19 protein-coding genes are annotated in these 24,406 nt (G+C 57.7%); 12 read left to right on the forward strand and 7 right to left on the reverse strand.

Features of this window, described 5'->3' with window-relative positions:
• Positions 1-17: 17 nt before the first annotated feature.
• The 7 genes from Poly24_RS03465 to Poly24_RS03495 form a co-directional block, all read right to left on the reverse strand.
• Entirely contained in the window at positions 18-794 is a 777-nt protein-coding gene (locus tag Poly24_RS03465; protein ID WP_145090494.1) for an SDR family NAD(P)-dependent oxidoreductase, read from the reverse strand.
• A gap of 44 nt (positions 795-838) precedes the next feature.
• Positions 839-2,044, reverse strand: coding sequence for an HD-GYP domain-containing protein (locus Poly24_RS03470; RefSeq protein ID WP_145090497.1), 1,206 nt, complete (start codon positions 2,042-2,044; stop codon positions 839-841).
• Between the two features lie 264 nt (positions 2,045-2,308).
• Positions 2,309-2,797 carry an ExbD/TolR family protein gene (locus Poly24_RS03475; protein WP_145090500.1) on the reverse strand — a complete coding sequence of 163 codons (489 nt, stop codon included), beginning with the start codon at positions 2,795-2,797 and terminating at the stop codon, positions 2,309-2,311.
• Positions 2,794-3,231 carry an ExbD/TolR family protein gene (locus tag Poly24_RS03480; protein WP_145090503.1) on the reverse strand — a complete coding sequence of 146 codons (438 nt, stop codon included), beginning with the start codon at positions 3,229-3,231 and terminating at the stop codon, positions 2,794-2,796. The genes Poly24_RS03475 and Poly24_RS03480 overlap by 4 nt, the downstream gene beginning before the upstream one ends.
• Before the next feature lie 102 nt (positions 3,232-3,333).
• Positions 3,334-4,203, reverse strand: coding sequence for a MotA/TolQ/ExbB proton channel family protein (locus tag Poly24_RS03485; protein ID WP_145090506.1), 870 nt, complete (start codon positions 4,201-4,203; stop codon positions 3,334-3,336).
• A gap of 177 nt (positions 4,204-4,380) precedes the next feature.
• Positions 4,381-5,415, reverse strand: coding sequence for a tetratricopeptide repeat protein (locus Poly24_RS03490; RefSeq protein ID WP_145090509.1), 1,035 nt, complete (start codon positions 5,413-5,415; stop codon positions 4,381-4,383).
• Positions 5,416-5,505: 90 nt separating this feature from the next.
• Complete coding sequence (locus Poly24_RS03495; RefSeq protein WP_145090514.1) at positions 5,506-8,559, reverse strand: hypothetical protein; 3,054 nt, start codon at positions 8,557-8,559, stop codon at positions 5,506-5,508.
• A gap of 276 nt (positions 8,560-8,835) precedes the next feature.
• On the opposite strand from Poly24_RS03495, the gene Poly24_RS03500 reads away from it, so the two are divergent.
• The 12 genes from Poly24_RS03500 to Poly24_RS03555 all read left to right on the forward strand — a co-directional run bounded on the left by Poly24_RS03500 (position 8,836) and on the right by Poly24_RS03555 (position 23,961).
• A complete protein-coding gene (locus Poly24_RS03500; RefSeq protein WP_145090518.1) occupies positions 8,836-10,035 on the forward strand; it encodes a hypothetical protein in 1,200 nt (399 codons plus the stop codon).
• 10 nt (positions 10,036-10,045) lie between these two features.
• Positions 10,046-11,437, forward strand: coding sequence for a hypothetical protein (locus tag Poly24_RS03505; protein WP_145090521.1), 1,392 nt, complete (start codon positions 10,046-10,048; stop codon positions 11,435-11,437).
• A 175-nt stretch (positions 11,438-11,612) separates the two neighbouring features.
• Positions 11,613-12,560, forward strand: a complete 948-nt coding sequence (mdh, locus tag Poly24_RS03510; RefSeq protein ID WP_145090524.1) for a malate dehydrogenase — start codon at positions 11,613-11,615, stop codon at positions 12,558-12,560.
• A 236-nt stretch (positions 12,561-12,796) separates the two neighbouring features.
• Entirely contained in the window at positions 12,797-13,576 is a 780-nt protein-coding gene (locus Poly24_RS03515; protein ID WP_197452296.1) for an alpha/beta hydrolase, read from the forward strand.
• 24 nt (positions 13,577-13,600) lie between these two features.
• The gene (locus tag Poly24_RS03520) at positions 13,601-16,108 is read left to right on the forward strand and encodes a tol-pal system YbgF family protein (protein WP_145090531.1); all 2,508 of its coding nucleotides are present in this window, start codon (positions 13,601-13,603) and stop codon (positions 16,106-16,108) included.
• 58 nt (positions 16,109-16,166) lie between these two features.
• A complete protein-coding gene (gene flgN, locus Poly24_RS03525; RefSeq protein WP_145090534.1) occupies positions 16,167-16,625 on the forward strand; it encodes a flagellar export chaperone FlgN in 459 nt (152 codons plus the stop codon).
• Positions 16,626-16,663: 38 nt separating this feature from the next.
• Complete coding sequence (locus Poly24_RS03530) at positions 16,664-17,068, forward strand: ATPase (protein ID WP_145090537.1); 405 nt, start codon at positions 16,664-16,666, stop codon at positions 17,066-17,068.
• Positions 17,069-17,095: 27 nt separating this feature from the next.
• Positions 17,096-17,500: a flagellar basal body rod protein FlgB gene (locus Poly24_RS03535; protein ID WP_145090540.1), complete on the forward strand. Its 405-nt coding sequence runs from the start codon at positions 17,096-17,098 to the stop codon at positions 17,498-17,500.
• Positions 17,501-17,522: 22 nt separating this feature from the next.
• Positions 17,523-17,945: a flagellar basal body rod protein FlgC gene (gene flgC, locus Poly24_RS03540; RefSeq protein ID WP_145090543.1), complete on the forward strand. Its 423-nt coding sequence runs from the start codon at positions 17,523-17,525 to the stop codon at positions 17,943-17,945.
• Positions 17,946-18,015: 70 nt separating this feature from the next.
• Positions 18,016-18,321: a flagellar hook-basal body complex protein FliE gene (fliE, locus tag Poly24_RS03545; RefSeq protein WP_145090546.1), complete on the forward strand. Its 306-nt coding sequence runs from the start codon at positions 18,016-18,018 to the stop codon at positions 18,319-18,321.
• A gap of 64 nt (positions 18,322-18,385) precedes the next feature.
• On the forward strand, positions 18,386-20,047 hold the full coding sequence (locus Poly24_RS03550; RefSeq protein ID WP_145090549.1) for a flagellar M-ring protein FliF C-terminal domain-containing protein: 1,662 nt from the start codon (positions 18,386-18,388) through the stop codon (positions 20,045-20,047).
• Between the two features lie 110 nt (positions 20,048-20,157).
• A complete protein-coding gene (locus Poly24_RS03555) occupies positions 20,158-23,961 on the forward strand; it encodes a HEAT repeat domain-containing protein (RefSeq protein WP_231753451.1) in 3,804 nt (1,267 codons plus the stop codon).
• Positions 23,962-24,406 lie beyond the last annotated feature (445 nt).

Below are 24,406 nucleotides of genomic sequence, written 5' to 3' on the forward strand. Positions count from 1 at the left end.
GCAGCGTTGGATTGCGGCTATCGCGCCGTCCAGCCCCCGTCGACTACCAGCAGGCTGCCGACCATGTAGTTCGACGCGGCGCTCGCCAGGTAGATCGCGGCCCCTTGGATCTCTTCGAGTTCGCCCCACCGTTTTACCGCAGTCGCACCCACGATAAACTGCTTTCCCTCTTCGGTATCCGCGATCGATTCGTTCATGGGCGTCAGGAACGGACCGGGACAGATCGCATTGACTTGGATCCCATCGCCGGCCAATTCCAGCCCCAGCGCTCGGGTCAGCTGGACGACGGCTCCCTTGCTGGTCGCGTAAGGGGTGCGGTTCGCCAGGCCCACCAAGCCCAGGGTGCTGGCCAGGTTGATGATCTTGCCCGAACCCGCCTGTTTCATGAAAGGGACCACCGCCTTGCAGCAGCTCCACATCGCGTCGGTGTTGATCGATTGGACCTGCCGGAATTCATCGAGCGTTAACGATTCGATACTACCTCGGATATTGATCCCCGCGTTGTTAATCAAGATGTCGATCTTGCCAAAGCGGTTGATCGCTTCGTCGACCATGGATTGGACTTGTTCGGGTTGAGAGACATCCGCGGCGAATCCAAACGCTTGGTGCCCGAATTCGCTAGCGATCTTGGCCGCCGCGTCGGAGGCTTCTTGCTGCGATCGACTGACCAGCATCACGTCGGCACCAGCCGATGCCAGGCCCGCGGCCATCGCTTGGCCAAGTCCTTTCGAACCGCCGGTGACAATCGCCGATTTACCCGAGAGGTCGAACAGCTTGATTCCTGGTAGCGTCATGGTGGGGTCTCCGCGTGAATGAAATGGAGCCCGACGCGGGCGTTCTACGCCTCAACCGCCTCGGGTCTCACGAAACAATCTTGATGGAGATATTCTGGCAGATCGCGATTGTCCATCAACCGCCGAAATTCGGGCTTCAGTCGATACTCTGGCGGGTCGTGGCGAAGGATGGGTTTGACGACCCGCAGGTCCTGCTTGGCAAGGTCCAATATTTCGCTGTTCATTAAGTCTTGGACGATTGGCCGGCCATATTGTTTGCCATTGCTGCGGAGAACTTTGACCTGCCGAAAATCGCTCAATTGCAGCAGGCTGCCGATGGGGAACTGGGCCATCGCTTGCAAGAATCCGCGCACCGCGCGAGGGTCGAATCGCGATTTGCCCAGCTGTCCCACCAAGTAGGCAACCGCGTCGCAGGGAACGACCGACGGGAGGTCGCCCAGTGGTTCGGTCAGCGACAAATACGTATCGGCAACCGCCAGGATCCGCGCGAAAGGTTGGATCTGATCACCGCGCAGTCCCGTCGGGAAGCCGCTGCCGTCGAGCCGTTCATGTGTTTGTAAAACCGCTTGCACGACGGAATTCGAAACGTTGGTAATCGATCGCAGCAGATCGTAGGTGTGGAACGGATGACGCGTGTATTGGATGCGTTGGTGCAACGTCATCGCTGGGTGGATGAACCGCAGGTCGGTCGGTTCGCCAAACAGGCCCCAGTCGTGCATGACCCCCGCGGTTCCCAATTGGATGAGATCATCCTTGGGAAGGTCCATCTCGATGCCGATCGCGATGCTGATCATTCCCATTCGAATGCAACGCGCTGCGAGACGTTGGTCTTCGGGAACTTCGCACAGCGCCGATAGGACCTGGTCCATATCGCGAGCCATCTCTTCGATGTAATCGCCGGCCAGTTCTCGCAGTCCCGCGTCCGATGTCAGCTTGCGTTGATTGAACGCTTCGGCCAGGTCGGTGACGGTTTCCGAAGCGGATTCAAAACGATCCTGCAAGCGTTGGATTTGTTGGGCGTCGTAGGGCTTGCACCCATGCCGCGAGCCGTTGGATCCGGGCAGCTTGGCGGTGTAGGGATCGCCCCACGCCGGGGCGGACGCCGTCCGCGAGGTGCTGCGTCGGCGTAAGCGATTGTAAACTTCTTCACTGATGTACGAGCCGCGGCGCAGCAGAAGCATTCCAGAATCGCTGTACAGCGATTCCTTGAGTACGGTGCCGACGCCCAGCCTTCCAAAATCCAGGGGCATTTGGATTTCCGATGAACAAGGGGATCGAATAGACGAACTTGATAGTTCTGTATCAAGTCTCTGTTAAGATCGAATTCGGTATTCCACCGCAGAAAGTTCCGCCGGACCCGGAATAGGTGCGAAGAAACCTGTCGCGACGACGTGACTGCCGTCGACTGTAGCTTCTGTGACGACTGGGGGATCGGAGATGCCTACGAAAAAGCCGCCATTGGCACAAAGTCCCAAGGCGGCAAATGTGGAATCAAAGCGAAGGGTCGGTAGAGCCTATTGTGGACGCCGCGTGGGAGCGAACTTGATTTTATCGATCAGCTTGATCGTCTCCTTGCCACGCTTTTCGCCCGTCACCATCGTGATCGCTTGAATCGTGTATTCGTAACGCAAGTTGTAATCGGCATCGATCTCGACCTCTTGGCCATCTTCGCCTTCGGTAGGACCACCTCCGGCACCGACCAGACCCACCACGGTCTGCCGCAGTTTTGAGAAATCGGTTCCCAGGTCGATCTCGTTTAATCGCATTCGTATCAGTCCGCCACTGGAGTCGGATTCCATTCGGACCTTCAGAGGGATGTTCAGGTCATCGCTTTGCGATTGCTTGTTCTGCGATGCCAGCGGCATCTTGATATTGAAGTCACCTTCTTGTTCGACGATCTTGAAGGTCATGATAAAGAAGACCAGCAGCAGGAACACGATGTCGATCATCGAGGTCATCTGAAGTTCGTTCTTGATTCCTTCGGCACGGTTGCGAATTTTCATAGCACTTCCTCCTTGGCTCGAAGCAGGAAGTTCTCAAAGCCGACCTCTTGGCAGACGCTGATGATTTCCTGGGCCTTCCCCGTCGCCGCATCTTTATGGGCGCGGATGATGATGTTCGCATCCTCGGCGGTCTTGCCGCTGGATTTCAGGACGCTGATCTCGCGATTCAGGATCGGTCGCATCGTGTCGACCGAGATTTCCTCGGCCCCGATGATCGCGGTTCCGTCGGCAGCGACGTGGATGATGATCGGTGATTCGATCTCGCCCTCGGGGGGACGCGCCAGTTCGCTGCTGGGCAGCTGAACCCGTTCGTTCGCTTCGGTTTGCGAGAAATTGATCAATACCATGAAGAACGCGATCAATTGAAATGTCATATCGATCATCGGCGTCAAATCGCCTTCTACGATCTCGGGTTTCTTTGATTTCACGCGCATGTTTGTGCTCTGGGGTCAGTGAGCCAACGCAATGCGTTGGCGAACATGGGAATAGGACCGGCGTCGCCGGTCTTCGGCAATTTGGACCAGCCGGGCGATCGCCTATTTGGCGCCTGGCTTGATGTCTTCAAAGCGACTCATCAGATCTTCGCTGGTCACACCGACTTCCAGCAGCAATCGCGTCACGCGGTTGCGCAAGATGTTGTAGGCTGCGATGGCGGGAATCGCGATCGCCAGACCGACAAGCGTCGTGAACAACGCCGTCGAGATACCGCCGGCCAGTTCGCTGGGCTTCGGCGTCGAACCGCTGGTCGCGATTACCTGGAACGATCGAATCATTCCGTCGACCGTTCCAAACAGACCGATCATAGGGCTGATGTTGCCGATCAATGCCATGTAACTCAAGCGGTGCTCCAGCTTCATGCTCTCCTCTTCGCCCACTTCTTGCATTCCTTCGAGCGCTTTGTTGTAGCCCTTGGACAATTTCGCCAGGCCGGCCGACAGCACGTGTCCCAGCACCGATTCGTCAGCGCGGGCCAGGTCGTAGGCTTGCTGGAAGTCCTTGCCGTCCAGTTTCTCTTCAAAGCTGTCGACCAATTCCTGAGGGCACAACGTATCGCGGCGGGCGGTCAACAGATTCATCACCAGTAAGGAGACGAACGTGAACGACAGCGCCAAAAAGACCAGCAGGTAGGTCAGGCCTAGCGATTGATAAACCCAACCCAGCAAGCTTTGATCACTAGCGTCGGGAGCAGCCGCTGCGGGCGCGGCCGCTGGCGCGGCACCTCCGTCTTCGGCCGGAGCGGCTGCGACGGGTTCTGCGGGCGCGTCGGCGAATTCATCGGCCGCTTCGTCCTGCGCCGAAACTGGCGTGACAACGGCGAACAGCGAGAAGGCCAGGGCGATAAAACACCACCCGAAAAGGCCCACTGCAGGCCGCTTGGCATTGGTCAGGTTCGACAATCGGGTCATCAAAGGTTCTCCAGCACAGTGTGATTGCATGGTTGGGTTGGTTTGTTCAAGAAGTGATATTGTAGACAGAGCAAGGCAATTGTCCGCGAAGTTTTTTCGCAGCCCCGCAGCGATTCAAGCCGCCCCGACGCGGTGCGGATCCCGTTCGCAACCGGTTCTGAGTCGGCGGTTTGGAAATCAGTTTCGCCCCGGGTAGCGGGCTTGCAGGATTGTGCGGGCTTCATTGGCACGTTCGGGATGCCCGACCTGTGGCCATAACTGTACCAATTCTGCGAGCGCTTCGGCGTGCGAATCGGGGTCCGATGGGAACAAAAGGTGGGTTTTCAAATAAGCCAACACCGCCCCCTCGGGATCGCTCTTGGCGGCCAGGCACGCTCCTTGGGCGTTGTACAATCGGCCGAACAGTTCGGCGTCGGCCGGATCGCTCTCTTCGATCAACTTGTTCAAGCTGTCCAGGCCCTGGTCGGCTTGTCCCTTGGCCGCAGCGATTGCCGCTTGCCCCGCGATCGAAAGCTTTTGATAACGTAATTGTTCGGGGGAATTGACCGTTGCCGACGCGACCGCGGCGAACGCTTTCTCCGCCTCATCGAGCTGTTTCTGCTGTAAATACGACCAACCGACCAGGTACCGCGACTGCAGTTGCAAGTTGGCATCGCTTGCCCGCGCCAACGCGCCGTAGTACTTCACCGCGTTGTCGTAGCTGCCGACGGCCAACGCCAGGTCACCGAGCGTTTTGGCGGCGTCATAGAAATGGAAGCTGTTTTTTCCTGCCGTCGTGACAAAACCATACATGTTTTTTACGGCCGAATTTTTATCCCCCTGCCCCGCCAACGCCACCTTGGCTTGGCAGTAGGCCAGGTAGAACATGGCATCGGCTTTGATGAAATCGCGATCGATTTCCGAAATGTTGATTTGCGACAGCTGCGCCAGGGCGGCTTCATATTGTTCCTGACGGACTAGGCTACGCCCTTCGGTCAGTGGGCCCGGTTCCCGGTTGAATACGACCCTGTCGATTTTGTCGAGCGTGAACTTCCGCTCCGCGCCGCCCACCTGAATCACCACTCCGTCGGGCTGGGCCTGAGAGATCGTGCCACTGACCACGGGACCTTGGGTTGGGTAGACGCGATCCAGTTGAGCAAACGCCTCGGGGCAAATCTGGATCCACAGTGCGAAGACGCCAGCAATGATCGTTCGATGGAGGATTTTATTCATGGGTTTATTCGGTTCCGGAATCGGATAGTTTTGAGAACAGAGGGTGCTACCGCCGCGCGGGGCTGGCAGGGGAAGGGAATCAGGTTCGGCCTACTTCGGAAGCCCCGTCGGTGATTTGGATTGCGCCTGCTGAGCCTGGCGAATCAGTTGATCGTTGCGTTGAACGTCTTCGGGGCCGCCCAGCTTGGGATACAATTGCAGCGTTCCCAAAATGACTTTCTCTGCTTTCTCCCCGTAGGTTGATTTGTCGCTCGGGTTGGGCGAACGTTGGCCGGTCAGATACAGACACTCTGCAATCCGATACCGCGCGTCGAAGAACGTCGCTTCGAAGGCTGGTTTGCCTTGCGCCAACTTGGCCAGTTTTCCCCAGCCCCAGATCGTGTTCTTCTTCGTCGCGTCGGGACGTGCGCCCGACATCGCGCTGTTCAACGCATTCTTGACGTACTTGGGATTGAATCCGGGCGAGAGCGCCCATTGTTGGTAGCTCAAGGCAGCTTGGATCTGCGCGTCGATCATGCTGTTCTTCTCTATTAAGATCTGTTCCAGCTGATTGATCGCCTCTTTGTAGTCCCCCATCATCCGGGATGTGGTCGCCAGTTCGAATCGGATTTGACGAACCGCATCGGGGTCTTCCGATGGGGTGTCGATCAACGCTTGCAGCTGTTTCGCCGCTGCTTCGAGCAAGTCTTTCGCTTGTCCGGTCGCTGGTGGCGGGACATCCCCCATCGCCGATTCGCCCATCTCGATAAAGGTTTGGGCGACCCAGTGGATCGTCGCGGGGTCGCTCGATTGTTCGCCCACGTTTCCAAGGAACAGCTTGACTGCGTCGATCAGTTTTGCCTTTTCATTGGGCTTGGCCTGTTCGATCTGTTGGCGGATGTCTTTGGCCAACGAGTAATAGATGCCGATCAGTTTCTTGTTCGCGTCGGGTTCCGATTCCAAGGCCGTTCGCAGGTCGGACATCATCCCCTTGGCTTTGGGCAGCAGTTCGCTTCCATCGCCCCCATCTTTTAATTGGCTGACCACCGCCTGGAGCGCCGTGCGGTAGGTATCCGGGACAAAACCTTGGCCTGGAGATTTTAGGGCACCCTCGCCTTTCATCCGGACCAGCGGGCCATAGGTCTCGTTTTCCAAGATGCTTAACGCGGCCTTCGCGTCGTCGTTTTGTAGCTTGGCTTTTGACAGCAGCAGCGCCGACAAGAGTGTGGTGTTGTCGACGTCGTCGCGTTGCACCAGCTTCAAGCCCGCATCCAATTGCTCGATGCTTCGCCGCAGCGTCGCCGCCGCTTGTTCGGTTTGTTCGTCCTTGGTCTGCTGTTGATATTCATTCCAAAGGAACTGCCCCAACAGGTTCTGGAACTTGGCCCGCGATGGAGACTCCGACGGGATCTTTACAAGGTACTTTTCTACGTCGTCCCAGCGTTTATCCAGCATGGAGATCTGTACCAACAGATTGGCCGCCGAGGCGGAATTCGGATCGTCGGGCCATTGTTCCGATAGGAACAACGCCAGCGGTTCGATCTTTCGCATCAACGCGGCTTGCTTCGTATTGTCAGCCGCTTGCAGCATTGATTGGTAAGCGTTTAATGCGACCAATCCACATTGCAACGCCAACGCATCGGTGGGGAAGCGTCGCGCGACGAATTCACCAACGACGGCCGCTTCCCAATAGCGTGCCCGTTGGGATTCGAGCCACGCCAGGAAGAAGCGTCCTTGATTGATCGACTCCTGCGTGTCTTCGGGGGTCGTCATCGCCAGCCCTTGTTGGATCGTGCTGGAGGCGACTTCGTAGCGTTTGTCGATATCCGCTTGGCCCTCGTCGAGTTGTTTTTTCAGCTCGGCAACGTTCTCACCACCGCGGGCGATCTCATCTTTGAGAACTTGAATCGGCAGCGCCGCCATCTTTGCAGCGTCCATCATTTCACGGCAGGCAGCCAACGCTTCGGCGAATGATTTGGGAGCTTCCACGGGAGCGGCATCCGCGTCGGCGACATCGATTCCGATGTTTGCCAACAGTTCCCGCGCCTCGTCGACATGCGGCCCGGGCACCTTCGTCGCGGCAACCAACAGCGAACGGGCGTTGCTTTTGGTTTTCCGCGCGTCGGCCGGTTTTTCCGACGACGCCGTCGCGAGGTAGGCTTTGGCCAAAGCCGTTCGCAAGACTTGCCATTCGGGGAGCGAGCGTTCATTGGGACGCAAGCCGCCCATCCAAGGAGCGGCGATCGCGATGGCTTCTTTCAGTTTGGGAGGACTCTTCGACATCAAGATATCGACCGCCCGAGCGGCCGCTTCGGTCTTGGCCGGTCGCAGCGCTTCAACATCGGGCTGTCGCATCGTATTTTCGTAAGCGATCAGGGCTGCGTCGGCATCCCCTTTCTTTTCTTGCACGCGACCAATGAAGAAGGCCGCCTGGGCGCCCGGTAGCAGCGAGCTGTACTTCTCGGCTAGCTCTTTGTATTTGACCAGCGCCGCATCATAGCGTTTGGCTCGTTCGGGCGAATCTTTGGGGAACGTGTCGCCGGCCCTCTCGCGGACATCGCCGCCCAACAGGTTGGCTCCTAAAAACTCACCGCGATAACGCTCTCGCAACGCTAACGCCGCTGCGTCGCCCGGATCGATCTTGTTCCCTTGCATCTCTTTCAGCTTGCCGCGAAGATCCTCCACGATCTGGTCGAATACGGTTGCCGCAGCATCCAATGACCCACGCGCAGTGTCGCGTTTGGCATCGTCCAGGTCGCGACCTTCCAACAGCACCACCGCTCGCGTTAACAACAGCTTGCCCAGTTGCATCCGAGCTTCGGCGACGCGGGGATGATCCTTCTTTTGGTCGACAAACGATCGCAAGGCGGCTTCCGCTTTCAAGAAGTTCTCGTCGCGAACGGTGGGCACTCGGGTCGTGCCGGCAATTTCCAAGAAGGTTTGGGCGCGTTCCAGGTCGAGTGCCGATCGGATCTCATCGGGGGCGGGGGCCCCTTTTTCGATCCGATCCAGATAGATTAACGCCATGTCGAAATAGCGGTTCGCACGCAGCTGTTTCAAATACATTTCAGCAGGTTCGCTACCGGAGACTCGCTGCGGTACCGAGACGACAGCAAATCCAATCGCGAGCAGTCCCGTCAGGACCATCTTGGTTTGGTGGATCATTCGAACCCTGAATCAATCAGCTTGGGGAGGCGTTAGGCATGAACTATGCCCATCTCGGAAAAGGTACGTTCGAGCTATTTCTGGTAACATGAAGGTGGAGCGTGGAGGGGAAGTGCTCAACCTGGTCGTTAGGGCGGAATCTGGTCCTGTATCGCCTTTGTACTGCCTAGCTTCCGCGTCTATTCAATATAAAGACCCTCTGTCGGCTTACAACAGGCAACCGCCGGGATACCGGAAAACCTATAATCTATTGTATCTCCTGTACCGATCATCCCAATGAAAATCCGCAGTTCACTGACTGAACGCTCGCTGTATCGTCAGCGGAACCATCCCCAATCGACGGCCCGATCCAACGGGCGGCGGCTGAGCACGCTGACGCTCGCCTTGGTTCTGGTCCTGTTGTTGATGCAGCAGGCTGGGGATCCCGAAGTCTACCGCAAGATTTTTGCGCGGTTGGGAGTTCCGATCACAACTCCCGCGGGAATCGAAATTCCCAGCCAGCCGACCTTTTTGCCCGCGGTGCCATCGCAGTCTGCCGAGACGCACGACTTTCGGAAGTTGGTGGCGCTGCTGAGTCCCGAAGAACGCGACGCGTTGACTCGTCGCCTGGCGGCGATCCGCCATCCTTCGAATCCTGCCGACGATGCGCCCGACGACACGCTTGGTGCGTCCGTTGCCAGTGCGGCTCGGCAAGCGGGTTTCCCAGACCCGACGGAATTCGAATCCATGCTGGCCATCACGGCCGATTCCGAACCTGGCGATGCCGGATGGAAGGCGAGTGAATCGACGTATTTGGACGCGTTGCAAGCCGCGCTCGATGCGACCTACTTCGACACGATCGAAGATGGCACGGTCTGGAATGGTGGGGATTTCAAAGCGTTTTATCGCACGTTGGAACGGGTGGCTGCGAACGATTCGTTCTCGGACGATCCGGTCTACATCGGCGTCGTCCCGTTGATCGAGCAATCGGTGATCTATCGCGGGCGACATGTACGGATGTATGGTCGCGCCGTTCAGGCCACGCGGATCGATGCCAAATCGAACTCGTTTGGAATCGATCACTACTGGATGGTTTGGTTGCGACCGATCGATGGATCGGAGCGACCGGTCGTCGTCTACAGTCCGGAGGTTTCCGAACAGGTCGCTGCGCTTCCGGAAACGGGAGTCGACGACAGTGGGCCGATGGTCGATATCGACGGTCTGTTCCTGAAACGCTACTTGTACCGGTCGGCTGGTGGGTACGATCAAGCGCCGTTGTTGGTCGCCCGAATTCAACCGGTTCCGCAGGCCACCTCGTCGCGCTCCGTCGCGCCGCCGCGATCGGCGATCGCAATGGCTGTTGCCGCCGCGGCGCTGATCGCCATCGCCGTCACGGGGCTCTGGTACTGGAGTGTTCGCCGCAACGAACGGCACTCGCGGCAGCTGCGTCAAAAGCGAACCCAACCCGATCTGAAGCTGTTCGACAAACTGGAGTGATGTGAACGAAATGAAAACCCGCACTGTCGCGTTAACCTTGCTGATGGTCTTAAGCTTCGTCGGGGCCGATCCAGGTCTTGCCCAATCGAACGACCCCGCGATCGATTCGACCATTCCAGGAGTTACCGAAGCGGACCTGCAAGCGGTGCGACAGTGGTGGATAGCACAATCCGAGACCAGTGCTGTGCCGACCGAAGCGGCCCGCGTGATGTGGCGGATTGGTCGGATCGGCGATCGCCAACTTTCCGAGCTGTTGGAAAAGCCCTCGTCCCCTGCCCCGAATCTGCCCCATGCGGTGGCCGTTCAAGGTGAAGCCGTTGCGGTGCAGAAGATACCGATCCCCCCGCGGCTCGCCGAATCGTTGGACTTTGACACGATGTGGCTTGTCAACGTTGTGGTCGAGGACGAGGAAATGGGGCTGCTGTGTCAGCAGATTCCGTCGCAATGGAAGACCGCTAAAACGTTGCGTCAACCGATGGGGGCACGCGGATTTCTGATCGCCAGTCCCTCTCAGGCAGCTCCGGGGCTTTTGGTCTGCGGCCACGTGCAATGGTTTCCGACCGAGTCGGATCCCGACATGTCGATGCCCGCTGGCTGGTTGATGCTCAGTCAAGCCGGGTTTAATGTCGGGCAGATGGGGTTGATCCAACAGCGGAACCGATCGGCGCTCTCGGCAGCGGAATCGACGGCGTTTTACGACTTTCTAAAAGCTGCCGCCGCGGTGCCCGACGACGCTACGCATGTTCCCGAATCGATTCGGCCGCAGGTCTTGTTAAGCACAGCGGAATCGCAAAAGCTGATCGGCCAGTTCATTCGTGTCCGTTTGGAAACGGCGCGGATCCAACAGATCGTCGCCCCGTCGCTGATGTCACAGATCGGGCAAGATCATTATTGGGAGATCGATGCGTTTGGCGACCTGGATAACGCCGAAGTACGAATCCAGCCCAAAGAGGGCGGCGATCCGATCACGTTCGGCAATCGCTATCCGGTCACCTTGGCGATGCTCGAGTTGCCGCCGTTCTTGAACGAACTGGTCAGCCAGGATGGCCGCGTGACCAAGGCGATGCTGATGCATAAGGCAATGATCGACGTCGACGGTTTCTTCTATCGGTTATGGACCTACGAAACCGATTTCGTCAGCAGCAAGGGGGGCGATCGGCAGATCGGACCCTTGATCGCTGCCACTGCTATCAAAATGAAGCCGCCCGGGTCGGCCAAGGCAAGCCTCGCCCGAATCGGTTGGCTGATCGCGATTCTGTTTTTGGGTGGCCTGCTTGCCACGATTGCCTATTTGACCAAGGCGGCGCGTGCGGACCGCCAGAGTCGGGCAAAACGGAATCGTTCGCTTCCCGATGTCATTCCCAGCTTGGACGACAGCAAGCCTTCTGCGCCGACGGGTTGAGATCGTAGTTCAAGGGGTTCGTCCTCCCGCTGGCTGTTCTAAGGTAATGTGTGGGGAACGCTTTTCGTGGTGCTGTGCCAAAGCTTGCCCCGACGCGTTATAATCGTCGGGCAACGGTCAAACGGCCCTTGGGGCCACTGAAAATGAATCCTCTCACCCCTCCAGAAAGTCAGACATGAAAAGAGCTAAAATTACGATCATCGGAGCCGGAAATGTCGGCGCCACCTGTGCTCATTGGTGTGCCGCGGCAGAACTGGGCGATATCGTTTTGCTCGATATTCCCGCCACCGAAGACATGCCCAAGGGGAAGGCCTTGGACCTGATGCAAGCTTCGCCGATCATGGGATTCGATAGCAATATCGTCGGTACCACCAGCTACGAAGATTCGCGTGACAGCGACGTGATCGTTGTCACCGCCGGAATCCCACGCAAGCCGGGAATGAGCCGCGACGACCTGCTGGCGACCAACGCGAAGATCGTTTCCAGCGTTGGAGAACAGATCAAGGCGACAAGCCCCAATGCCGTTGTGATCGTGGTCAGCAATCCTTTGGATGCGATGGTCCAACAGATGTTGAAGGTCACCGGGTTCGCACCGAACAAGGTGGTTGGCCAGGCGGGCGTCTTGGATACCGCACGCTATCGCGCGTTTCTGGCGATGGAATTGGGTGTCAGCGTCGAAGACATCAGCGCCATGTTGATGGGTGGCCACGGCGACACGATGGTGCCAATCCCCAGCTGCACCAGCGTCGGCGGGATCCCCGTGACTCAATTGCTATCACAGCAACGGCTCGACGAAATCGTCGATCGCACTCGCACCGGCGGTGCCGAAATCGTCTCGCTGCTGAAGACTGGAAGCGCTTATTACGCACCAGCGGCCGCTTGCACTCAGATGGTCGAAGCGATCGTCAAAGACAAGAAACGCCTGATTCCCTGCGCTGCCTATTGTGACACCCAATACGGTGTTGGCGGATTTTACGTTGGTGTTCCTTGTATTTTGGGGAACGATGGCGTCGAGAAAATCATCGAATTGGAACTGACCTCGGAAGAAAAAACAAACTTCCAAAAGAGCGTCGACGCGGTCAAGAGTTTGGTCGCAACAATGGATGGTTTGTTGTCGGCATAGTTGCCATTGGACAAGCCGCCACGATTGCCGGCATGGTTTTTGTGGTCCGTGGAATCGGGATGTTAATCGCTGGCTCTTGGGGCGTCGAAGCGCTCGCGGGAACGACCAAGAGCGGCGATTTGATATCTAATCTTAGTGTTGACAGATACACGAAGGAAATCTAAAACGTTCCGATTCTCGCGAGCTGAATGGCCGTCCAGGCCTTTCCCTTTCTCGGTCCCCAGGACATGTCGACTATGAACCGTCTTTGGTCTGAAAACGCTTCGGCGAGTGGTAACTTCTCATGGGCAAAAAAGCAGCACTCGCAGTCCGCAGTGACGCTGGAAACCTGCGGCCGATCCTCCTTCTTCCTTCCCGTTCAATACGAACCCAATTACCAATACCCGCTGGTAATCTGGCTGCACAACGAAGGCAGCGATCAATCGCAGATGTCCAGTGTTGTTCCTGCCATCAGCATGCAGAACTACATCGGCGTCGGTGTCCGAGCGCCACGTGCCACCGATTCGCAGGGGCACGGTTTCTCATGGTTGCAGAGTGAATCGGGGATCGCGATCACCGAACAATCTCTGTTCGATGCGATCGATCTCGCCAGTACGCGTTACAACATCAATCGCGACCGGGTTTGCGTGGTTGGTTATCGCGAAGGGGGCACGATGGCTTTGCGAACCGCCTTGCGTCATCCCGCCGCCTTTGCTGGAGCGATCTCTTTGGGAGGCCGCTTTCCGACAGGCTCGCGTCCGCTGGCGAATCTCGCCGCGGCCCGCAAGTTGCCGATGATGATGGCCTTGGGAACCGACGAATCCACCTACCCCACCAACGATCTCTGCCGCGACCTGCGACATTTGCATGCCGCTCGGGTTGGATTGGATCTACGACAATACGATGTTCGCAACGAACTGCACCCGCAGATCCTCAGCGATGTGAACGAATGGATCATGGCGCTGATCACAGGAATCGACACGCTACGGACCGCGACGATGTGCGACACCGAACCGGTTGAGTTCTCCGCAAACTAAACAAAGCTCGAACTAGGCCTTTCATTGGACGAAACGACGGCCGAAAACGAAGTAACCGCCAAGCCGGTGAGTCCCTGGAGGATGGCCAGCATCGCGGTCCTCGCCCTGGTTGCGTTGGGTACCTTCGCGACTTTGTTCGCCACCTTCACCCAGCGCTCCGCTGTCAACGTGGATGCCACGCTCAAGCTTGCCCGGGAAGAATTCAACGAACGCCGTTGGAAGGTGGTCAGTTCCCTCACCAACGCGCTGACTGCCAGCCCCGATTGGACCGACGATCAGCGTCAACTGCACGCTTTTCTCGATGCCGCCGCCGCGGTCCAGCAAGCGTTCGAAGTGCCCGAACTCGACGCGCGACGCGTTCAGTTGAGCCAGGTCGTTGGCAAGCTGAAGCATGCCGAATTGATCGGATTCCCCAAGAGCTATGCCCGCGAAGGGACGCTGTTGCTGGCCCACGCGGACTATCGTACCGGTGATTTTGCGGGGGCTGCCAAGGGGTTTGAACAGGGCATCCAGAATCGTGTCGATGCGCAGCGGAAGTTCTTGCCACCGCTTGCCGATTCCCAATTGCGGTCAGCTGAGTATTCCTCCGCGGCGGCTTTGTCGACGATCGACAAATATCTGACGCTGCAGACGCTCGACAGCGTCGAACGCGCCGAAGGCAATTTGTTGCGAGCGAGAATTCTTCGCGAGCAAGGTGCCTGGGACGCCGCCCTTGCAGCAACCAAGCAGGCTGCGCTAGAGCCCAGTTTGGGAGCCAAGCCGCAGTTGGAGGTGACGAAGATTCAGCTGGGTCGGGCCTCGGAAATGATCCGCGAGCGCCGGCGGGGGGCCCCTGCTGCCAAAGCGCTTTCACCCGAAGCGCGGCAGATCATCGAAGACGCATTGGGGCAATTGGTTGAGATTGCGCGGACCGCTGATGAACGCTTGGGACTCGACGCGATGTTGGTCGCCGGTCAGGCGCAACGGTTGCTGGGGGAATATGACAAAGCTCTGGGGTTGTTTGGAGCGGTCCGTCAGAATCACGTCGACCCCGCAGTCTCTTTGGCGGGAGCGATCGAAGAGCTGGAGATCCTTGTGGATCATGGCACGGCCGAAGAGTGCATCGGGACATCGACGTATCTCGCCCGCGACTTGGGAGATCCGACCGGCTTCGATCCGCGGTTGATTTCGTTGGATGAATTCCGCCGCCGGCTGAGCAGCGTGGTCGATAATCTCCGCCGGCAGCAGCGTTTTGAAACCGCGATCGAAGTGACGCAGGAACTACGCCCGATTTTTGAGCCCGCCGATACGCTGCGGATGGAGGCGGCCAGCTATGCCGCTTGGGGAAAGTCGCACTTGGAACAAAACCTCCGCGCCGATTCCACTGCCGATCGGGCAACACTCGAACGCTCGAAAGAATTGCATGCCCTCGCCGGCAAAGCCTACGCTCAAGCTGCTGAGTTGTGGTTTACTTCGCCACAGTATCCCGACTTGTTGTGGGACGCGATTCAACAGTACGACCTCGGCCATTTGTACCAGCCCTGTTTGGATCTGCTGGAACCGTATTTGAAATATCAACGCCGCGATCAACTGCCGCAGGGGATGATCCTGCAGGCCAAAGCGCTGCTCGCGCTGCGCGACTTTGCGACCGCGATGCGGGTCTGCGACGCCTGTATCGCCGAGTTCCCGCGCGACAGCCTCTCTTACGAAGCGCGTATTTTGGCAGCCCAAGCGGCTCGCGAGCTGGGAGATGTTAGCGCCGCGCAAGCTTTTCTAGAGGCCAACCTGCACGATGGCTTGCTGGCTCCCGACAGCCGGGCTTGGCGCGATTCGTTGCTCGCGTTGGGGGAGTTGTTGTACGCCGAGGCGCTCGCAAATCACTTTGCCCTGACAACGCCCAAACCGAATCAAGCCACCCCGCCAATCGAAGATCAGGCTCCTTTGTATCGCAAAAACCAAGCGGTTTTCGATGCCGCCATCCGCCGGCTTGAAGAGGCGGACACGCGTTATCCCGGCCTTCGCGAATCGCGACGGGCGGTCTATCTGGCGGCGCAGGCGCATCGTTATGCCGCCGTTTGGCCCAAGTTGCGCGCCGAGATGGCCGACACGCTTGATTCCAGTCGCCGCGAACAAAATTTGATCCATTCCCAGCATCTGGCGGCGGCGGCGCAAACGTTCCGCAAACTGCGCTCCGACCTCAACAGCGTCAACGACGACGGTGCGCTGACCGATTTGGAGCAAGCGATGTTGCGGAACTGCTATTTGGGCGAAGCCGATGCGCTGCTGGGGCTGCGAAAATACGAAGACGCGATCACGGCGTACAGTGCGACGATCAATCGCTTCATCAACGAACCGATCGCGTTGGAGGCGTTGGTTCAACAATCGCGTTGCTTCGATGCCTTGGATCGCCAGTCCGACGTGCAACGGATCTTGAAACAAGCCCAACAGATTCTCGACCGCATTCCACCGGAATACGACGATCGCTTCGCGCAAACGACACGTTATGATCGAGCCGGATGGTCGCAGTTCCTGCAATGGCTGCTGAACGGTTGAGCGCCGCGCCGCTTTTATTCTCCCCCCTCCCCTTCTTTGCAATCGCGATGCTAACCCCATGACCTTGCACCCCCACGCCGATGCCGCCTCACGTCTGAGCCAGCTGGTCGACGAAAAGTTTCATTTGCTGGTCGCGCTGTTGGAGAAAGGGGAACAGCAACGGCAGATGATCGAGACGGGAGATGCCACGGCGCTACTGCATTTGCTAGCTGAAAAGCAGACCTTGATCAGCGATCTGCAGCGACTGCAGGATGCGATCTCCACGATCCAATTGGCGGGTGAACTGGTCTGGCCTTCGCCGGAGCTTCGCGGCCGTTGCCAAGCGGCGGCCCAGCAGTGCAACGCGTTGGGACAACAGGTTTTGGAGATGGAAGCGGTGTGTGAACGGCAAGCCACGACGCAGCGCGACGCGATGGCGAAACAAATTCAGGAATTTTCCAACTTTAATTCAAGATCTTCCAATTCTTATTCACTTGACGACGAGACTCACCTTGCTGAGTTCGACGAATCTTCGTAATCAAGCTTCTTGGATTCTCAATGCAAGGAGCAGCAGCGATGCCCAAGTTTCGAAAAGTGCCAGCGTGCTTGGCCGATGTCGTCCATCAAGTGATCAGTGATCTGGAGCTGGAACAGCGATTTTCGGTGGAAGTCGATATTCCGGGCGAGATTCCGATGCCGGCCCCGATGCGGCCGCTGGCTGAACTTGTCTGTGCGTTGACCGAACAAGCGACCGCGTCGATGGAAGTCGGGGGCGAATTGGCCTTCGTGGGCTGGGATTCTCCGGACGCTTGCGAACTGGAGATCGCCGACACGGGGCGCGGCGTTCTCGAACGGCAATGCACGCTTCCCGTGTCGACACAGTTGACCGGGGCGGAATTAAGCTGGCAAGACTGCGCTCAAGGCGGGGCAGCCGTCACCGTTCGGTTTGCCAAACAGCAGATCTGTCGACAAGCCGCTTAGTGGGCTCGGGAAGTTCAAGAGGTTCCGATGCTGAACATCTTTAATCAGACCACGTTACCGGCGTTGGAACAGAGCGCCATCTTTGCCCAGCGTCGGCACAATGTGCTGGCCGGTAACATGGCCAACATCGACACGCCCGGCTACCAGGCGCGGGACCTGTCGACCGAAGAATTTGAAACCGCGTTGGCCGAGGCGATTGAAGCGACGCGGAATCCGTCTCCCGGTTACAACCTGGGCGACGCCGCTGATGTCGATCCGATGGATGGTCCGCGGCGGGCGATGGAAAACCTGTTGTACCACGATGGCAGCGAAATCAATCTGGAACGCCAGGTTACCGAAATCGCCAAGAACCAAAACCTCCACAACACCGCGATTGCGTTGATGAAGAGTCAATTCGAGACGTTGCGTGTGGCGATCAGTGAACGTGTTTAATCAATCGAAACGAGGCAGCTAAATGATCTCCGCTTTAGACATCAGCACCAGCGCGCTGGTTGCCCAACGCGTCCGTTTGAACACGATTTCGGGCAACATCGCCAACATGTCGTCGCTCAAAGACGAAACCGGCAAAGCGGCACCGTACAAAGGACGCAGCGTGGTCTTCCAAACCGACAACTCGGTTTCGACCAACCCAGGCGTATCGGGAGTGAAAGTCGATTCGATCGAGATCAGCGATGCCGAACCAATCTATCGCTATCAACCTCAACATCCGTTGGCGATCAAAGAAGGCAAATATCAAGGTTACGTCGCCTATCCGAATATCGACATGACGACCCAGATGGTCGACGCCTTGGAAGCCACACGCTCCTACGAAGCGAATATCGGTGTCATGGAGATCACCAAAAATCTGGGGCGTGAAAGCCTTTCGATCATCGCCTAACGAGCGTTTGCGAATGAACCAAACCGGAGGTCCAACCTCGGGCCTCCCTTTTTGATATTCGACCGAACTTATGAACCCTGTCTCGCTGCGAATTCCAGCTCCACAACTGCCGCTCGCCCCGGCGGTTCCCGGTGCGCAACCAGCGGAACCGGGCTACAAGCAGTTTGCGGACCTATTGATCGAAGGGTTCCAAGAGGTAAACGCGACTCAAAACTCTGCCAACGCATCGGTGCACGACCTGTTGACGGGAAAAGATGTCGATCGGATCGAAGTGCTGACGTCGGTGCAAAAGGCCGATATGTCGTTCCGCTTGATGCAGCAGATCCGCAATAAATTGGTCGAAGCGTATCGCGAGATCAACCAGATGCAAATCTAATCCTCACGCCGCTCCATGCGTTGGGATGTTGTTTCATCACTAGTCCATTCACCTTCACGGCACCATGAACACCTTCGGCAACTTCTGGAATCAGATCCGCGACAACTTCACCGCCATGCCGCTGCAATCGCGGATGATCGCGGGGATGTTGGTGGCTGTGATCGTTGTCGGGGTGGGACTGTTGTTGAAGTCGGAAAGCTCCGAAGCAAAGCAGTATCTGTTTGGTGGGCGGTTGTTGACCGATGAGGATATTCGCAAGGCGGAGATCGCGTTTGGAAATGCGGAGCTGCGCGATTACGAATTTGTCGGCAGCCGGATCGCCGTTCCGGGAGAGACACGCGACGTCTATCTGCGGGCCTTGAGCGATGGGAACGCGATCCCTTTGGAAGAAGCCGCCGCGACGCAAGATGCACTTTATAATTCGAGTCCCTTCGCGTCGAACAATCTGTTGGAAAAACGGATCATGAAGGGGAAGGAGATCGATCTTTCCGGGCGGATCATGCAGTTTCCCGAAGTCCGCAAGGCTTCGGTCTTTTACGATTCCCAGCGGCAGGGATTTGCTTCCAAACCAAAACAATCGGCATCGATCGTGATCGTTCCCCACGGCAATGATCCGCTGTCCCCCTACACCAAAAAGGAGATTGCCGATCTCGTGCGGGCGGCCTTCGCTGGCATGGAAGCGTCCGACGTGACGGTCACCGATACCAATGCACGGGCTGCGACCGAAGATCCCTGGATCGATGAAAACAACCCACACTACCGCACCAAACGTCACTACGAACGCGCCTGGGAAACCAAAATCCGTCATGCGTTGGCGGGCTACGGAGCGCCGCGGGTCGTCGTCGACGTTGAACTGGATCCGACGATGGATTCCGAATCGACCGAGCTGAAGTACGATTCCAACCCGGCAACGCTCAAAGAGCAGAGCAGTTCCCGTTCGGTGGAATCGACCCGTCCGCAATCCGGTGGAGTACCGGGTGTCGCGTCGAATGCCTATGGCAACCAAGCGGCCCGAGTCGAAGAACTAGCCGACCGCAACAAGGAAACCGAAACCAGCGAGCAGACCGAAAAAGTGGTCGGCACCACCCACACGCAAACCAAGCTGGCCGGCTTGCGACCGATTCGCGCCTCGGTCGTGATCAGTCTGCGAGGCAGCTATTACGACGAATTGTGGAAGAGCTCCTGGCTGGCCGAAAATCCCGATAAAGAATCGGACGACGTGCCGCCGTTGTCGGCGGCCGATCGCGAACGATTGCGAACGTCCACCAAAGAGGAGATCACCAGCGCGGTGACCACGATCATTCCGCGATTGCGTGCCGGCGATGATCGTTCGCCGCTGGTCACCGTGATCGATTATCCCGACCTGGCCAGCCCAACGGAATTGATTCCCGAAACCACAAGCCGGGCGACCGCATGGTTGGCTTCCTCCTGGCAATCGATCGCGCTGGTCTTACTCGCATTGGTTGCACTGCTGGTCGCCCGCAGTGCACTCAAGGCGCCGCCGGCAAGGCCTACCGCCGACTTCGCCGATGGTTTCGGTTTGGAGATCCCGCAGTTGCCCGAGGATGAATTGGCCCTGCACGACGAACAACCTGTTGCCGGTTCGACGGCCCCTTCGCTGGAGGTCACTGGAACGAATCTCCGCGATGAACTGAATTCGATCGTCGAAAGCAATCCCGACGCGGCAGCCAATGTGCTTCGCAGCTGGCTTAGCGACGCCGCTTAAAAGGTCGGCGTGGCGCATAAATCGCTCTTGCCTTGGTTTCCGAGATTCGGGTAACGTCGAACGACAATTCACTCAAGAATCTCGAAGGACCTGAGAGAGAAGAGCCAGCCATGAACGGCAATCGAATCATCCGCAATCGCCTTTGCGTTCTTATCAGCTCGCTGATCCTTGCTTCTGCCAGCGGTTTGTCCGCGCAGGAAGCCGAATGGATCTGGGCTCCGGGATTCAAGCAAGATAGCATCCCCGAAGGGCGTGAATGCTACTTCCGCAAAAGTTTCAACGTTCGCGCTCAGGTCACCGGTCGCGTCACGATCGCGGCCGACGACGAATATGAGCTGTATGTCAACGGACGCTTGGTCGGATCGGGCAGCAGTGCCCGCAAGTTGGACGAATTCAACATCACGCGTTTCTTGGCAATCGGTCGCAATGTGGTTGCGGTCAAGGTCAGCAATCTGCGTGGATCGACCGCCGCGTTGGCAGCTCGCGTGCAAATTCAAGCGGCTACCGGTGGCCAATGGTTTTCGTTCTCTAGCGACGAAACGTGGGTTGTCGCCAATGCCGCGCAACCAATGTGGCAAACGGCACTGTACAACGATCGTCGTTGGTTGAAGGCGCAATCGTTTGGCCAGCTGGGCAGCACGATTCCTTGGGATCGCCAAGCCGATGTGGTCGCGGAGAAGTCGCATCACGATAGCGAACGCTTCATGATCCAGCCCGGCTTCACCGTCCAACGCGTGTTCGACAGCAAAGAGGTCGGTTCGGTGATCGCGATGGCGTTCAACGAATTTGGACATATCATTGCCTCGCAAGAAAACGGTCCGCTGCTGCTGATCTTCGACCGCGATGGGGATTCGATTCCCGAAGAGGTTCGCACCTATTGTGACAAGGTCGAAAGCTGCCAGGGTATTTTGGCGCTCAACGGCGAAGTCTTTGTTACAGGTTATGGTCCCGAAGGAGCGGGCATGTATCGCTTGAGCGATCGGGACCGCAATGGAACGCTGGAAGAGGTTCGTCTGATCGTCAAGTTCGAAGGTAGCCCCGGCGAACATGGTGGCCACGGGTTGACCTTGGGCCCCGATGGCATGATTTACTGCGTCGTTGGAAATCACGTGCAAGTCAAGGCCGACAAGGGCCCTGGCACGACGCTGAAGACCAGCTACGAAGGAGATCTGGTTCCCAAATATGAAGATCCCGGTGGACACGCATTGGGAGTCAAAGCGCCCGGCGGGATCGTCTTCCGTACCGATATTGAAGGCCGCAGCGTGCAACGTGTCGCTGGTGGCTTGCGAAACGCCTACGACCTGGCGTTCCATCCTGATGGTGGATTGTTTGTTCACGACAGCGACATGGAATCGGACATCGGGGCGCCCTGGTATCGGCCGACGCTGTTGTTTGAAGTCGCCGAAGGAGCCGAGTTTGGCTGGCGCAGCGGGTGGTCGAAATGGCCTGAACATTACCTTGACCGCGTTCCCAGCGTGCTCGAAACCGGGCGTGGTTCGCCTACCGGAGCCACGGTCTACGACCACTTCATGTTCCCCGCCAAATATCAAAACTCACTGTTCCTGGCCGATTGGTCCGAGGGACGCATTTTGTCGGTCAATTTGAAGAAGCAAGGAGCAGGTTACACCGCCGACAGCGAGGTCTTTTTGCAAGGCCAACCGTTGAACGTGACCGACCTGGCGGTCGGACCGCAGGGGGCGCTCTACTTCGCCACCGGTGGACGTGGGACTGCGGGCGGGATCTATCGCGTTTTGTGGGATGGCGACGTTCCCGATCGCGTAAAAAATCTTGGCAGCGGGGTCGCCGCGGCAATTCGCCAACCACAGTTGGATTCGGCCTACGCACGGCAGAAGATCGCCGGCGTACAAAAAGAACTCGGTTCGGAATGGGGTGAACTGGTTGCTGGGGTTGCCTTTAGCGACGACAACCCACCGCATTATCGAACCCGTGCGATGAATCTGATGCAGTTGTTTGGACCGCTGCCTAGCGAAGAATTGATCCTGGAACTGAGCCATGCGAAAAGCGAGGCAGTTCGGAGCAAAGCGGCTGAAATGATGGGATTGACCCCAGGCCAAGAAACCGCACAACGCTTGGTCGAGATGCTCGCCGATACCGATCCCGGTGTCTGCCGTTCCGCATGTGAAGCGCTGTTGCGATCAGGGGAGACGGCTCCCGTGGAACAACTGCTTCCTTTGCTCGCCGATCACGATCGCCAGCTAGCGTTTGCCGCGCGGCGATTACTGGAACAGACCCCCGTCCACCAGTGGCAAGATCTTGTGCTGCAGTCGGATCAACCGCGCATCGCCATCATGGGTGGTTTGGCGCTGGTCACCCGTTCGACCGACAAAGCGGTCGCGACCGCTGTGCTCGCCAAGATGACAAATCTGATGGAAGACTTCCTCAGCGACGGGGACTTTATCGATCTACTGCGTGTGACCGAAGTCGCGCTGCATCGTGGCAAGATCCGGCCTGCGGATGTGCCTGGCTTGCGCGATCGAATCGCCGAAGAGTTTCCAACAGGTGAACCGCGGATGAATCGCGAGATCGTCCGTCTGTGTGCCTACCTGCAAGCGACATCGATCGTCGATCGCGCGATGGAGTACCTCCGCAGCGACGCGCCCGAAGAAGACCGCACACATGTCGCGATGCATTTGCAGTTCATGGACTACGATTGGACGCCCGAACAGCGGTTCGAATTGATCCGTTTCTACGAAGAGGCGGCGTTGGCTCAAGCCGGCGGCAGTTATCCGTTGTACATGATGAATGTAACCCGCGACTTTGGGAAACATCTGACCGAACAAGAAGCCCGCGTGATCCTGGAAGAAGGGGACAAGTGGCCCAACGCGGCCTTGGCGGCAATCTTCAAATTGCCGCGTCCAATCGATGCCGAGACCGCCGAGATGCTTCGCGACCTAGACATTTCGATCAGCACCGATCGTCACACCAGCGACGTTTATCGCCGCTTGCGAACGGGCGTCGTTGCGATGTTGGCGATGGCCGGGGACGATCAGTCCCAAGCTCATCTCCGCAAGATTTGGCGTGAAGAACCCGAACGCCGAACCCCTGTCGCGATGGGATTGGCACTGTATCCCGATGGCGAAAACTGGGACTACTTAGTTCGCTCGCTGAACATCCTCGAACCCGCGGCCGCGGTGGACGTTTTGGCGCAATTGACGACCGTTGAGATCGCGACCGATGACCCGGAAGCGTTGCGGCAAGTGATCCTGTTAGGATTGCGAGCGATCGAAAATGGGGCTTCGCCGAAGCAATCGTTGGCGCTACTGGAACATTGGACCGGATTCCAACCGCCACGCGACGAAAAGGAACCGATGCGTCCGTGGCAGGACTGGTATGCCCGCAGCTATCCTAGTAAGTCAGCCGCGGAACTGCCGGGCGAAGACGAATCGAAATGGGACATGGAGCAATTGCTCGATTACTTGCGAACCGAACAGGGACGCGTTGGCGATCCCACCAAGGGACGCGAGCTGTTTACATCGGCCCAGTGTGCCAGTTGTCACCGGTTTGGTGGTCAAGGCCAAAGCGTGGGACCCGATCTAACGCAAACCGCACGTCGTTTCACCAAGCAAGAAGTGGTCGAATCGATTTTGTATCCATCGCACGTGATCAGCGACCAATACCAGTCCAAGCGAGTGATGACGCTCGATGGCAAGGTATATAACGGTCTGATGTCTTCCAGCGATGGGGATCAGGTGACGATTCGTGACGCGAAGAACCAAGTCACCACGATCGCGAAACGGGACATCGATCAGATCCAACCAAGCAACACCAGCACGATGCCCTCAGGGCTGCTCGATACGTTGTCGCTGTCGGAGATCAGCAACCTGTTGAGCTACTTGGGTGTCCTGCCCGCGGTGGAAGTCGCCGAAACCAGCGATGGGACAAAGCAGCGTTGATAGCCACCGCAGCCGAATGCCTTCGGCTGTGTTGCCAAAATCATGCTTCGGGTCGCCCGATGGGGACGCTGTGTGATGTAAGTCCCTTCAGTTGTCAATCCCGTGATGGCATCGCGGCTCGCCCGTCCGACCTGGATAACTGGTTAACTGGAAGGTAGCCAAGGCGAACGAGCGAGCGATGCGAAACAGGCCAAATCCTTGACAAAAGCGTCTGTGCAACCCTACACGGCAACAAGGCAGCCTGCCATGGAAACGTGGAATGCCGAAAGGCATTTGCGGTAAATACTATCGGGAAGTTTTTTGCCTTGACCACCGCTTGGAGCGAACCCAGCTCTCGCAGTGATTTGTGGCCCCCAGTAAGTACCGTTTCGAACCTCTCTTCCTTTGAGGTGTAGAACGTCTTGGTAACAGCGTAGGCGTTGGAGTCAAGGCTTCAGGCGATTCG

The organism is Rosistilla carotiformis (assembly GCF_007753095.1).
Lineage (GTDB): Bacteria > Planctomycetota > Planctomycetia > Pirellulales > Pirellulaceae > Rosistilla > Rosistilla carotiformis.

Bases quoted from the DNA above. Each gene is read 5' to 3' on its own strand.
- Poly24_RS03465 (WP_145090494.1), bottom strand. From the start codon at position 794: ATGACGCTACCAGGAATCAAGCTGTTCGACCTCTCGGGTAAATCGGCG.
- Poly24_RS03470 (WP_145090497.1), bottom strand. From the start codon at position 2,044: ATGCCCCTGGATTTTGGAAGGCTGGGCGTCGGCACCGTACTCAAGGAA.
- Poly24_RS03475 (WP_145090500.1), bottom strand. From the start codon at position 2,797: ATGAAAATTCGCAACCGTGCCGAAGGAATCAAGAACGAACTTCAGATG.
- Poly24_RS03480 (WP_145090503.1), bottom strand. From the start codon at position 3,231: ATGCGCGTGAAATCAAAGAAACCCGAGATCGTAGAAGGCGATTTGACG.
- Poly24_RS03485 (WP_145090506.1), bottom strand. From the start codon at position 4,203: ATGACCCGATTGTCGAACCTGACCAATGCCAAGCGGCCTGCAGTGGGC.
- Poly24_RS03490 (WP_145090509.1), bottom strand. From the start codon at position 5,415: ATGAATAAAATCCTCCATCGAACGATCATTGCTGGCGTCTTCGCACTG.
- Poly24_RS03495 (WP_145090514.1), bottom strand. From the start codon at position 8,559: ATGATCCACCAAACCAAGATGGTCCTGACGGGACTGCTCGCGATTGGA.
- Poly24_RS03500 (WP_145090518.1), top strand. From the start codon at position 8,836: ATGAAAATCCGCAGTTCACTGACTGAACGCTCGCTGTATCGTCAGCGG.
- Poly24_RS03505 (WP_145090521.1), top strand. From the start codon at position 10,046: ATGAAAACCCGCACTGTCGCGTTAACCTTGCTGATGGTCTTAAGCTTC.
- mdh (WP_145090524.1), top strand. From the start codon at position 11,613: ATGAAAAGAGCTAAAATTACGATCATCGGAGCCGGAAATGTCGGCGCC.
- Poly24_RS03515 (WP_197452296.1), top strand. From the start codon at position 12,797: ATGAACCGTCTTTGGTCTGAAAACGCTTCGGCGAGTGGTAACTTCTCA.
- flgN (WP_145090534.1), top strand. From the start codon at position 16,167: ATGACCTTGCACCCCCACGCCGATGCCGCCTCACGTCTGAGCCAGCTG.
- Poly24_RS03530 (WP_145090537.1), top strand. From the start codon at position 16,664: ATGCCCAAGTTTCGAAAAGTGCCAGCGTGCTTGGCCGATGTCGTCCAT.
- Poly24_RS03535 (WP_145090540.1), top strand. From the start codon at position 17,096: ATGCTGAACATCTTTAATCAGACCACGTTACCGGCGTTGGAACAGAGC.
- flgC (WP_145090543.1), top strand. From the start codon at position 17,523: ATGATCTCCGCTTTAGACATCAGCACCAGCGCGCTGGTTGCCCAACGC.
- fliE (WP_145090546.1), top strand. From the start codon at position 18,016: ATGAACCCTGTCTCGCTGCGAATTCCAGCTCCACAACTGCCGCTCGCC.
- Poly24_RS03550 (WP_145090549.1), top strand. From the start codon at position 18,386: ATGAACACCTTCGGCAACTTCTGGAATCAGATCCGCGACAACTTCACC.
- Poly24_RS03555 (WP_231753451.1), top strand. From the start codon at position 20,158: ATGAACGGCAATCGAATCATCCGCAATCGCCTTTGCGTTCTTATCAGC.